We start from the raw sequence: 12,069 nt of genomic DNA on the forward strand, positions 1-12,069 counted from the left end.
AGCGTGATGCTCCTTTTCGATAAACTCTACCGCCGTGTCAACGCATCCTGCGTTGCGTTGTCGACCACGACGCCATTGCATGATGCGCTTCTTCATGGGAAGAGGGGCTCTTTCCCTTTCCGCCTTTCCAAAACAAGATGGTCCGAAACGCATCCTTCACCCCCTTTGAAATGATTGATGGCGAGCCGACGAAGGGCATCGTCCTCATCGCCGATCATGCCTCCAATGCCCTGCCGGAGGAATATGGCGATCTCGGGTTGCCTGAGGCTGAATTCCAGCGTCACATCGCGTACGATATCGGGGTGGAATCCGTTACCCGGCAACTGGCTGCGCTCACCGGCGCTCCGGCCGTCATGGCCGGATTTTCCAGGCTTCTCATCGATCCTAACCGCGGAACGGATGATCCGACACTCATACGTCAGCTCTATGACGGCACAATTGTGCCGGGCAACTACCCGATTGAGCCGGCGGAGCGCGAGAAGCGGATCGAGGCCTATTACGAACCCTATCATGACGCAGTGGCCCGGCTTGTCCACGAGGTGAAAAATGCTTCCGGTGCGGCACCGCTTGTAATTTCCATCCATTCTTTCACACCTACCATGCAGGGGCGGCCGCGGCCCTGGCATGTCGGTGTGCTTTGGGATAGCGACGACCGGGCGGTGAAGCCGCTCTTCCGAGCTCTCCGTGCCGATTCGAGGCTCGTGGTCGGAGATAATGAACCATACGACGGAGCCATGGGCGGCGATACGATGAATCGGCATTGCACCGTGAATGGCTACGCGCACGCGCTGATCGAAATCAGGCAAGATCTGATCACGAAGGAAAGCGGTGCGGTCGAGTGGGCAGAGCGCCTTGCACCGGTCCTTGAAGCCATCAATGCGCACCCCGATATGCATGAGGTGCGATTTTTCGGTTCGCGCGCACTGTAACGACGGAGGAGGCATATTGTCATGACGGACCTTTCCAACGAACAGAAGCGGGACCTCGAGGCGGCCGCTTTTCGCCGGCTTGTCGACCATCTGCGCGAGCGGTCGGACGTCCAAAACATCGATCTGATGAATCTCGCCGGCTTCTGCCGCAATTGCCTGTCCAACTGGTATCGCGAAGCCGCGCAGGATGCGGGCGTTCAGCTTACCAAGGACGAGTCGCGCGAGATCATCTACGGCATGCCCTACGCCGAGTGGCGCGAAAAATACCAGACCGAGGCGAGTGGACCGCAACAGGCCGCCTTCGAGAAGAACCGCCCCGATCACTGAGGCCGGGCGGCGTTCGCGCTTTTGCCACCTTGACGTCTTCATCAGCCTAAGGCATCGAACCGGCGATCCCATTCCGCCCCGAGTCGGGGCGCACCCGATCCTATCCGGAGTAGAGCATGGCCGAAGACATCACCAAGGAGAGTTCTGAAACTGTCGCCGCTGGGCAGTTGCGTTCGTTCATCGAGCGCATCGAGCGGCTCGAGGAGGAAAAGCAGACCATCGCGGACGACATCAAGGAAGTCTATGCCGAAATGAAGGGCACCGGCTTCGATACGAAAGCGGTGCGCACCATCGTACGATTGCGGAAAAAAGATCAGGCCGAACGGCAGGAGGAAGAGGCCATGATCGACCTCTACAAATCCGCGCTTGGGATGGCTTAGTCGTCGCGCGGGCGGCCCGGTCTTGCATTAACCAAATTCGTATTCCCTCCCACGTTCTTGATACATTTTGGGGTGCCGATCGGCTAAGATCCGGTAAAGCGCGCGAGGGTATGCTTGGTCAGCATGGACATTACAGGGCGGCAACGTGTAGACTGGGTCGATGCCGCCAAGGGTATGTGCATCATTATGGTCGTCATGATGCACTCGACACTTGGCGTCGAGATCGCTGCCGGACGCGAAGGTTTCATGCACCAGTTGGTCGCCTTCGCGCGACCGTTCCGGATGCCGGATTTCTTCCTCATCTCCGGCCTCTTCCTCGGGCTGGTGATCGACCGCCCGTGGCGGCGCTACATCGACCTGAAGGTCATCCACTTCGCATATTTCTATATTCTCTGGCTCACGATCCAGTTCGCCTTCAAGGCACCAGGTATTGCCGCCGAAGCAGGATGGGGCGGAGCGCTCCAAGCCTACCTGATCGCCTATATCCAGCCCTTTGGCACGCTCTGGTTCATTTATCTTCTACCGGTGTTCTTCCTCTTCACGCGGCTGGTCAAGGCACTGCCGGTCTGGCTCGTCTTTGCATGGGCGGCGGTGATGGAGGCGCTGCCGCTGCACTTCGGCTCGGTTCTTCTGGACGAGTTTTTTAACCGCTACGTATATTTCTTCGCGGGCTACGCTTTCGCAACGCATGTATTCGCATTTGCCGCCTGGGTTCGGCGCAGGCCAGGCGTTTTCCTCGCGTTTTGCTCGGTCTGGGCAGTGGTGAACGGTCTGCTGGTGTTCATGCCCGCGCCCCAGGCTGCGTCCGCCTGGCTGCAGCCCGCATTGGCCAATTCGGGCGCGACGGGCGGCTATTCGGAACTGCCGATCATCTCACTCCTGCTCGGGATAGCCGGTGCAATGTTCATCGTCGGCGCTGCAGCGCTGTTATCGCTCCTGCGCCCCATGCAATGGTTGACGTGGCTGGGCGAGCACTCGATCGTGGTCTATCTCGCCTTCTTCCTGCCCATGGCGGTCACGCGGGTCATCCTGCTGAAAACCCAGGTCGTGACCGATATCGGCCTGATTGCGCTGCTTGTCACACTGGCCGGCGTCTGCGGTCCAGCCGTGCTTTACGGCCTCGTTAAATGGTCGGGATACGGCAGATTCCTCTTTGAGCGGCCTGGCTGGGCGCGAATCGAGAAGCCCGTCGCGAAATCGAAACCTGCGGATGTGCCGGCCGAATAGGCGTCTGACAAAAATTTTTCGGACCTAAACACGATGTCGGAGAGAGAGTCCACCTAGTCTCCTTACTCGGACATACGACGTGTTCCACTAACTTTGATGGAATAGCTTCTAGCAACGCGCAGTATCGGCCACTACTGTCCGAAGCATCTGACAGCACGCGATTATCAGGGCGCGCCGTCAGATAGCAATGAGCATTAATCGGCTTGCCGAAAAGCGGAAGCGTCGCGCTCACGTCCCACGTTCGGCAAATGCACCGCAGGAGCGGCGCCATGATGCTGAACGCTTGCTTCAGGCGCCGTCTTGCTCTTGAGCCACGACCGAAACCGCCTCCTGCATCGCAGCGATAGTGGCGTCGATCACTTCGTCATCATGCTCGGTCGACAAGAACCAAGCACCGCGCTCCAGCGCCCGAACCCCTCGCTGCAAGAGCGCCGTCGTCAAGCGGACATATCGGGAACGGTCGATCGCGACGGTGTCGCGGTAATTCACCGGCGGCTTCGCCAAGCCTAACCCGATGTGGAAAATTTGGGGGAAGCCAGTTACTGTGGCGGCCATGCCGGCATCTCGGAAAGCCGCTTCAAAGCCATCCATCAGGCGTCTGCCCCGTGTCTCCATGCGATGGTAGACCTGCGGATTGGAAAGCCGCCTCAGCGTTGCAACAGTCGCGGCCATGGCTACGGCCTGGGCGTTGTATGTGCCACCATGTAAAACGCCACCAGCCCCGAGCCCTGCCATGATATCGGAACGTCCGGCCACGGCAGCGACCGAGAAGCCATTGGCGATCGCCTTTGCAAAAACGGCGACATCTGGAGTGACTCCAAGCCGCTCCTGGGCACCGCCTGGGGCCACTCGGAAACCGGTGATGACCTCGTCGAAGATCAACACGGTCCCCGTCTTGGTACATGCTTCGCGGACCGCCTCGAGATAGCCAGGGAGCGGCGTGATCGCGCCGCTGTTGCACATTGCGGCTTCCATGATCACTGCAGCCACGTCGCCGCGCGCGAGCCGCTCCAGCACCTGCTCGGCACGATTCCATGACAGCACTTCTACGTTGGTGCCCGCGCCAAGGTCCTGGCCCGCGCTCCCCGCACATGGACACGGACTTTCTTCCGGACCCATTGCCGCTGAGTGTGGGGCCACACTCCAAAGGACGTTATCAAGCCAGCCGTGGTAGTGCCCCTCGAACTTCAGGACTTTGTCTCGGCCCGTGCTTGCGCGCGAGAGACGCAGCGCCAGTTGCACAGCCTCCGAGCCTGACGACGCAAACCTCACCCGTTCGGCACACGGCACCATGTTGCAGATCAGACGTGCAGCTTCGAACTCCAGTTCGCTCTGACCGCCGTAGAGGATCCCTCGATCCAACTGCTGCTTGGTGGCCTCGATGACCTCTCTGGGGCTGTGGCCTAAAATCATCGGACCAAGCGCCATGTAATAGTCGATCAGACGGTTGCCATCGATATCATGGAGATAAACCCCCTGTGCTTTCTCGAAGACCAGCGGCGTCGGCGAGACCCCGGAGCGGAAATGGCTACTGACGCCGCCGGGCATCCACTCCGCTGCCTCGTGGATGCGCTGCTTTGATCGCGCGAACGAAAGAGAATGCATTATGATCTCCTTGTCTTTAGGTGTCATCGCGCGACACAGGGTCAGCTCGCGACACAGCTCCCCAGCACGTATTCCGCTGTCGTTGGTTAAGACCCGAAACCCAGATAGCGTGGCAGCCATAAGCTGATGATCGGCACGTAGGTTATAATCATAAGCGCTGCGACCTTGACCAAGTAGAAAGGAAGCAATGCCTTCGTGACCTCGCCCACACGCAGTCCCGCAATACCTGATATTACCAGGAGATTGGTTCCAATCGGTGGAGTGTTTACTCCAACCATCAAGTTAACGATCACGATGATTGCGAAGTGAATAGGATCCAGGCCGAATGCGACAGCTGCCGGCTGAAGTATCGGCACAAATATCAGGATGGCGGGAACCGTATCCAGTACACAGCCCACCAGCAGCAGGAATATATTGACTATGAGCAGGAACACGTAGCGGTTTTCCGTTATCGCATCCAACATCGCCCGCGTCGCCTCGGGAACATTCTCAATCGCCAGGTACCAAGCAAAGATGGAGGACGTACCAATCATCAGCATGATGGATGCGGTCGTCAGGACACTGTCGTGTAGGATCCGAACGAGGCCAGATACTTTGAGGCTGCGGTGCAGCACCATTGTCAGGAACAAGGCGTATGCAACGAGAACCGCCGCCGCCTCGGTGGCTGTGAAAATACCTCCCCGAATTCCGCCAACCAAGAGGACCGGTGCTACCAGGACCGGCAAGGCATCAACAGTCGCTCTGAGCAGCCCCTGAGGATTCTCTTGCCTCTCACTAAGAGGGTGATGGCGACATGCGTAGCGAACGTAGATCATAAACGAAACAGATATCAGGATGGCTGGCACAACCCCGGCGAGAAACAAAGCTCCGATAGAGAGCCTGGTTGGAATGGCATAGATGACCATGATCAAGCTGGGCGGTAAAATAGGTGCAACAATGCCCGCTGACGTGGTCAGTGCAGCCGCGAAAGCAGATGAATAATTTCGCGCCGACATCATGGGAACCATCACAGACCCCAGAGCCGCCGTATCCGCAGTGGCCGACCCAGAAACCCCCGCCATCATCAAGTTAGACAGCACGTTGACTTGGGCCAGACCGCCTCGCACGCGCCCGACCAGGAGGTCGGCAAAGACGACGAGTCTGCCAATCACACCACCCGCAACCAGTATATTCCCAGCGAGAAGGAACAACGGCAAGGCAAGCAGCGCATAGCTGTTCATCCCGGCAAAAATTCGCTGCGCAGCCACCGCGGGAGTTCCGATTCCGCTGGACAGGAGACCGGCAACCGCCGTAACGCCCATACAGAAGGCCAGCGGCAGTCCGAATACGCTTAGGACCACGAACAGAGATATGAGAAGCAGAGCAGTCATTCGCTTGTACTCGTGTTGATAGGGCTGCCCCGCCAAGCAACAGCCAAGAAATAAACGACCATCAGGGCGCAGGAGACTGGCACGATCAGGTAAATCATTCCGAGTGGGATACGCATGGCCGTCGATGGACGTGACCACGCAGACTCTACAAGCTCAAGACCGCCGACGCCGACGTAAGCTACGAAAGCTGCCGCAGCCAGAAATGCCAGCCTGCGGACGGTCTTGCAGAAAGAACCCGGAGCTCTCGCCGGCCACATGTTCAGACCGATGTGACGCCCGTGCTCCAAGGCACTCCAGCTTCCAAGAAACGTGAGACCGACAAGCAGGAACTGAGACAGTTCCTCGGGCCACGGTAGGGCACTGTGGAATACATACCGCATCACCACCTGCAGACACAGCACCACAGCTATGATGGCGAGTGCGGAAACCAGCAGACCGTCAACAATTCGCCGGACTGAAAGCGCTAATAGTCTCATAATCGCCCCTCCCCCTGCGTGGGCAGGGGCTTTCATCCGAGCCCCTGCCAATCTTGAGACTACATAGCCTTGGCTGCCCGAGCTTCTCGGATACGGTCCAGCTCCTCGTAAGTCTCGGTCACGAACGTCTCCCCGAGCTCCTCGGTAAGGAAAGCCTTCACAGGTTCTTTCGCCGCATCCCGAAAGGTCGCTAGCTCTTCTGGTGTTGGGAAATAGACTTCCATTCCCTTCTCCTCGAGCTGCGATACCGCACTGACGCGGCTCTGGTAATTCCGCTCACCATACTCAGTAGCCGCGGCCATCTCAGCCCCTACCAAAACTGCTTCGCGAAGCTCGATGGGGAGGCTTTGGAAGAACGACTCGTTGATCACCATGAAGTTCAGGCCAATCTTGTGATTATCCACCGTCAGATACTTCTGGACCTCCGAAAACGAGTAGTCGTTGATGAGGCCGATCGGGTTCTCCTGGCCGTCCACGACACCCTGTTCCATCGCCCCGTAGAGCTCTTCCCACGGAATCGGCGTCGGATTCGCGCCCATCGCCTTGATCATCTCGATGGAGAGCGGGCTCGGAGGGACACGAATACGCAGACCCTGGAGATCTTCGACTGTCTTGATCGGCCGAACATCGTTCGTAAGAGAACGGAAGCCATACGAAGCTGCCGTCAATACACGCAGGTTGGATTCTTCGATCATCCCACGGCGCATTTTGTCGAAGTAATCGGACGCTATAAAGGCTTTTGCCTCCTCATCATCTGCAAAGAGATATGGAGCGCCCAAGATCATCATCGGCTTGTGAAAAGGATCCAAGGTACTCTCGTCGGCCTGCGCGACCTGAATGATGCCGAGCGAAGTCTGCTCCAGCGTCTCGTTCAGCCCGCCCAACTGGCTCGCCGGCAGTATCGTTACCTCTATTCGGCCTCCACTCGCGTTCTCAACGAATGCCTCGAACACGGACCATCCACGATGGACGGCGCTGTCGGCTGCCTCAACGTGGCTTGCACGGATTTCGAATTCCGCTGCCGAACTGGGCGAAGGCAGCAGGGTCAGCGCTGCACCGGCCATCAAAAGCCCGAAAATTCCGTTCCTCATCGTCTAGCTCCCACTGTGTTAATTGGCTCGAGCGCTTCAGACGCACCAAGCGCTGTTATCACTGCATGTGATCACAAAATTGTCAAGAGAGTGTTGTTGGTGTCATGCGCATCCGCCTGCATTACTTACGAGCAAGCATTAAATATCACATTTTGTGATCACATTAATTGACCCATCGTGAGCGTCGTGCTACGGAGCGATTATTAGGTGTGAAAGGACTGACGAGTGCAAATAAGCAAGGTCGAGGCGATTCGAATCGCAGAGCCTCAGTGGGAAGATATGCCGTGGTGGTGCACGGGCCCTACCGACGCCTTGGCAGGCGGTCCCCAGACGTTGCGGGAACGGCAATCGGGGTTATTCAACCGCCGGCCTGGTGGTCCGAAGGACGAGGTCTTTGCGGTCATCGTGCGTGTGTCTACGACGGATGGACTGCATGGCTTGGGGTGTATTGCCCTGGGTTCGGAGGCTGCTGCCACTATTGTTGAGCGCCACTTAGCCCCCCTCGTACTCGGGGCGAGTCCGTTCGACACGGAGTTTCTTTGGGAGTTGATGTTCCGCAGCTCCGTCAATATCGGCCGACGCGGATTGGTGCTTGCTGCCATAAGCGGCATCGATATTGCGATATGGGACATCCTGGGGAAGGCGCTTGGACAGCCCGTTTACAATCTCATTGGCGGCCGCACGCGTTCGTCGATCAGAGCCTATCTCAGTTCGGGTTATGCGATGGAAGATCTCGATCGGCTCGGCGAAATCGCACGCACGCACCTCGCAGACGGCTATACAGCCATGAAAATGCGCTTTGGCTACGGCCCTGTGGATGGGCGAGCTGGAATGCGAAAGAATGTCGAATTGGTAAAAACCCTAAGAGACGCTATCGGCGACGACGTGGATCTGATGGGGGACGCCTACATGGGGTGGAACCGACAGTATGCGATCGAGATGATCCGGATGCTGGAAGATTACAACCTCGCGTGGGTGGAGGAGCCTTTGATGCCGGACGACATCGATGGCTACGCCGCCGTGAAGGCGGCTTCGCGGACCGCCATCGCTGCAGGTGAACATGAAGCTACCCGATGGGGATTCCGCGCCATGATTCAATCAAAAGCAGTTGACTACATTCAGTTCGACGCTAACCGCGTCGGCGGCCTAACTGAATCTAGAAAGATTATCGCTCTGGCTGCAGCGCACGATCTCCCTTGCGTACCGCATGGTCCGAATTACCACAACGCGCATCTGGTCATGGCCAACACGCATATGCCTCTGATTGAGATGTTTCCACGCGACTACCGCGATGGTGATACCTTCATTGCAGAGCTGTTTACGGGGGATCCGGTAGCTCGCGGTGGACAAGTAACCCTATCGGAGCAGCCGGGCATGGGTGTCAAGCTGAACATGGACGTCGTCGAGAAGTACAGGGTTCGCAGATGATGAGAAAAGCCGCCTTTCCGCTACCAGGCGATCAAAAAACGGACCCGCGGGAGCGAATTCCGAGGGTTCATAGCGTCGACAAGCAGCCGGATGAGCGCCGTACCGAAGACGGCCCGAAGGCCGCCCTGTACGATGGGCTTAAGGAAGCGCTCGCTAGCGGCCTCGTCATGCCCGGGCAGACGATTACAATACGATCCGTCGCTCAAGCTTTTGGCACCAGTACAATGCCTGCACGGGAGGCTCTGAATCGCCTACGTGCCGAAGGCGTTCTCAGCGCCGGCGACGGCAAGTCTTTGATGGTGCCGGTGCTGTCGCAAGCCGACCTCGACGAGATCTACTGGATCCGCCGTGCAATAGAAGGTCAAGCTGCCGCGCTCGCTGCGGAAAGGATTACGCCGCCGGAGATCAAGCGGCTGGCAGGGCACTTCCGTGCCATGGAGCGGCTGGAGGGCTCCAGCTCTTCAATCAAAGACCGCCAGGAATTCCTAAGGCTGAATAGAAGCTTCCACTTCGGGATATACGGGGCCTCTCATGCTCAGAATGCCGTGAGGATCATTGAGGGCCTGTGGACCCGCATCGGCCCCTATTTCCACCTTCTATCCCTCCACAAGTCTCAGAACTACGGCCAAGAGAACCACAACAGAATGCTTGAGGGGGTCAGAACCGGCAACGCGGATGCTTGTCGCCGTGCAGTAGAGGACGACATCGACGGGGGATGTGCCCTGCTCAGAGAACTTATTCGAGACCTTGAAAACTTTCCCGGACTCAGCAGGGCGACAGCATTCGGAGACTAATGCTGTTCGCCTTTCACCGTGACGAAGCCGTCTCAGTGAACACGTCCGCTTTCCTAACAAATCGGCCTCCGTTCAATGCGGCGGTCAGAGGACCACAGCACGGCCGTCAATGCTCATTCGAGTAATCGACGCGCGGAGACCGGCGGTAGCCACAGACTTGTTGGAGGAATACATGCGCTTGGTACAAATAATGACCGAGGACGGAGAGCGCCGCGTCGGCATGGTCGAACCTGCGGCGGGCAGCATTCGCCTGATTGATGGGTCCCATACCGTTCTCGGGTTGGCAGAACGCGCGATCGCGAAAGGGCAAAGCCTGGCCGATCAGGTGCAGGCGCAACTTGGTTCGGATCTGATCGACTACAGCGACGCACTATCGGCGGGCAGAGTGTTGGCGCCAGTGGATCATCCGGAGCCGGCCCGCTTCTGGATCACAGGAACCGGACTGACGCATCTCGGCAGTGCTCAGGTGCGTGACCGCATGCACGAGATCGCCCGCAGCAGCGACGGAGAGTTGACCGACTCCATGAAGATATTCCGCATGGGCGTCGAGGGGGGAAAACCCGCAGAAGGTGAAATCGGTGTACAGCCGGAGTGGTTCTTCAAGGGCGTCGGAACCTGTGTGGTCCCGCCCGAAGCCCCACTCGTGATGCCGGAATTCGCCTTGGCCGGTGCGGAAGAGGCTGAGATCGTAGGCCTCTATCTCAATGACCCGGACGGCAACCCGTGGCGTCTTGGTTTCACTTTGGGCAATGAGTTTTCGGATCACGTAACCGAAGCCATAAACTATATGTACGTCGCACACTCGAAGCTGCGGGTTTGCTCTATTGGCCCAGAGTTGTTGGTTGGCGACCTGCCCTCGCACGTAGAGGGGACTGTTCGTATCATGAGAGACGACCAGCCGCTTTGGCAGGGGCAGTTCTTGAGTGGCGAGAACAACATGAGCCACTCGCTTCGCAATTTGGAGCATCATCACTTCAAATACTCCATGTTCCGGCGGCCAGGGGATCTACATGCGTTCTTCTTTGGCGCCGACGTCATGAGTTGTGCCCATGGCGTGAAGACGAAAGCTGGTGATCGTTTCGAGATCGACGTGCCGGTGTTCGGTCGCCCGTTGAGGAACACTCTGACGCAGGCGTCAGAAGAGACGTTTCTCATACGCTCCCTCTAAGTCAGCCCCGCAATAAGAGTTCGATCATGCGCATAGAACGCGTCGAAGCACTTCGTATCAAAGAACCCGAGTGGGACACGCCGGCATGGTGGTGTACCACGCCTCTCGACGGATTGTTCGAGACCGGCCGACGGCTGCGCAACAGCCCGATGGGTCTTTTCAGCAAACCGGTCGGGCACGATGCTGACCCGGTTTTTGCCGTGATCGTCCGCATCACCACGGACGCCGGTTTGACCGGCATCGGGACGATCGGACTGGGTTCTCAAGCGGCTGCCAGCATTATCGAACAACGTCTTGCGCCGTTGATCCTCGGGATGAGCCCGTTCGACGTAGAGCTCATATGGGAACTCATGTACCGCAGCACGATCAATATCGGACGTAAGGGCCTTCTGCTCGAAGCAATCAGCGGGATAGACATTGCCCTCTGGGACATCATGGGCAAAGCGACCGGGCGCCCCGTCTACGACTTGCTCGGTGGGAGGACGCGTGAGCGCATTCGCGGATACGCCAGCGCCGCCTACGCAATGGAAGACCTCGACCAGGTCGTCGAAATGGCGCGCGGCTACAAGAAGAACGGCTTTACTGCGATGAAGATGCGGTTTGGCTGGGGTCCGTCTGACGGCCGACCCGGCATGCAGCGAAATCTTGAGATGGTCCGCCGGATCCGTGAAGCGATCGGAGACGACATGGAGCTCATGTCGGACGCCTATATGGGCTGGTCAACCCAATATGCTATTGAGATGCTGCCGCTGCTCGAACCCTATCAACTGGCTTGGGTCGAGGAACCGCTGACGCCAGACGACTATGACGGCTACACCCGCATCCGCCAGTCGAGCCGAACGGCGATTGCTGCAGGCGAACATGAATTCACCCGCTATGGCTTCAAAGAACTCATCACCCGCGGCTGCGTCGACATCGTTCAATTGGACGTAAACCGGTGCGGCGGCATCACCGAAGCCAGAAAAATCGTTGCTCTGGCACAGTCTTTCAATCTACCGGTTGTCCCGCACGCGCCGGACATTCATAACGTCCACCTCATCATGGCGCAGCACAACATTCCCCTGGTTGAGGTGTTTCCGGATCATGGTCGGGACGGCGACACCTTTATCCGCGAGTTGCTCACGGGCAATCCGCCTGTTGCCGACGGGCACATGACGCTTTCGGAGGCGCCAGGCCTGGGCGTGGATATCAATCATGAGATTGTCGACCCCTTGCTGGTCTGAGTACCGCAGGCAGTTGCGAACGGAATGCTTCGAAGCCGTCCGCTAATGGGA

Annotated in this window: 12 protein-coding genes and 1 pseudogene; 9 read left to right on the forward strand and 4 right to left on the reverse strand. The window is 58.1% G+C overall.

The genetic code is table 11. The features are described from left to right. Positions 1 to 137 precede the first annotated feature (137 nt). From LY631_RS00775 to LY631_RS00790, 4 genes are all read left to right on the forward strand, one after another. A complete protein-coding gene (locus LY631_RS00775; protein ID WP_274423202.1) occupies positions 138 to 929 on the forward strand; it encodes an N-formylglutamate amidohydrolase in 792 nt (263 codons plus the stop codon). Positions 930 to 950: 21 nt separating this feature from the next. Beyond that, positions 951 to 1,256: a DUF1244 domain-containing protein gene (locus LY631_RS00780; RefSeq protein ID WP_274423203.1), complete on the forward strand. Its 306-nt coding sequence runs from the start codon at positions 951 to 953 to the stop codon at positions 1,254 to 1,256. A gap of 116 nt (positions 1,257 to 1,372) precedes the next feature. Then, positions 1,373 to 1,636, forward strand: a complete 264-nt coding sequence (locus LY631_RS00785) for a DUF2312 domain-containing protein (protein ID WP_274423204.1) — start codon at positions 1,373 to 1,375, stop codon at positions 1,634 to 1,636. Between the two features lie 123 nt (positions 1,637 to 1,759). Further along, positions 1,760 to 2,863, forward strand: coding sequence for an acyltransferase family protein (locus tag LY631_RS00790; protein WP_274423867.1), 1,104 nt, complete (start codon positions 1,760 to 1,762; stop codon positions 2,861 to 2,863). Between the two features lie 288 nt (positions 2,864 to 3,151). Here the strand turns inward: LY631_RS00790 and LY631_RS00795 are convergent, their stop codons facing one another. The 4 genes from LY631_RS00795 to LY631_RS00810 all read right to left on the reverse strand — a co-directional run bounded on the left by LY631_RS00795 (position 3,152) and on the right by LY631_RS00810 (position 7,405). Continuing rightward, positions 3,152 to 4,468: an aspartate aminotransferase family protein gene (locus LY631_RS00795; RefSeq protein ID WP_274423205.1), complete on the reverse strand. Its 1,317-nt coding sequence runs from the start codon at positions 4,466 to 4,468 to the stop codon at positions 3,152 to 3,154. 86 nt (positions 4,469 to 4,554) lie between these two features. Next, positions 4,555 to 5,838 (reverse strand): TRAP transporter large permease, encoded by a 1,284-nt coding sequence (locus LY631_RS00800; protein WP_274423206.1) that lies wholly within the window; start codon positions 5,836 to 5,838, stop codon positions 4,555 to 4,557. Further along, positions 5,835 to 6,314 carry a TRAP transporter small permease gene (locus LY631_RS00805; RefSeq protein ID WP_274423207.1) on the reverse strand — a complete coding sequence of 160 codons (480 nt, stop codon included), beginning with the start codon at positions 6,312 to 6,314 and terminating at the stop codon, positions 5,835 to 5,837. The genes LY631_RS00800 and LY631_RS00805 overlap by 4 nt, the downstream gene beginning before the upstream one ends. Before the next feature lie 59 nt (positions 6,315 to 6,373). Then, positions 6,374 to 7,405 carry a TRAP transporter substrate-binding protein gene (locus LY631_RS00810; RefSeq protein WP_274423208.1) on the reverse strand — a complete coding sequence of 344 codons (1,032 nt, stop codon included), beginning with the start codon at positions 7,403 to 7,405 and terminating at the stop codon, positions 6,374 to 6,376. Positions 7,406 to 7,630: 225 nt separating this feature from the next. On the opposite strand from LY631_RS00810, the gene LY631_RS00815 reads away from it, so the two are divergent. From LY631_RS00815 to LY631_RS00830, 5 genes and pseudogenes are all read left to right on the forward strand, one after another. Further along, a complete protein-coding gene (locus LY631_RS00815) occupies positions 7,631 to 8,833 on the forward strand; it encodes an enolase C-terminal domain-like protein (protein WP_274423209.1) in 1,203 nt (400 codons plus the stop codon). Further along, positions 8,833 to 9,123: pseudogene (locus LY631_RS20395) on the forward strand (GntR family transcriptional regulator); the annotation flags it as partial. The gene LY631_RS00815 and the pseudogene LY631_RS20395, both read left to right, overlap by 1 nt. Before the next feature lie 6 nt (positions 9,124 to 9,129). Next, on the forward strand, positions 9,130 to 9,627 hold the full coding sequence (locus tag LY631_RS00820; protein WP_274423210.1) for a GntR family transcriptional regulator: 498 nt from the start codon (positions 9,130 to 9,132) through the stop codon (positions 9,625 to 9,627). 172 nt (positions 9,628 to 9,799) lie between these two features. Continuing rightward, positions 9,800 to 10,795 carry an AraD1 family protein gene (gene araD1 / locus LY631_RS00825; protein ID WP_274423868.1) on the forward strand — a complete coding sequence of 332 codons (996 nt, stop codon included), beginning with the start codon at positions 9,800 to 9,802 and terminating at the stop codon, positions 10,793 to 10,795. Positions 10,796 to 10,821: 26 nt separating this feature from the next. Beyond that, a complete protein-coding gene (locus tag LY631_RS00830; RefSeq protein WP_274423211.1) occupies positions 10,822 to 12,018 on the forward strand; it encodes an enolase C-terminal domain-like protein in 1,197 nt (398 codons plus the stop codon). Positions 12,019 to 12,069: the final 51 nt, after the last annotated feature.

The sequence above is a fragment of the Chelativorans sp. YIM 93263 genome, from assembly GCF_028767125.1.
GTDB lineage: Bacteria > Pseudomonadota > Alphaproteobacteria > Rhizobiales > Rhizobiaceae > Chelativorans.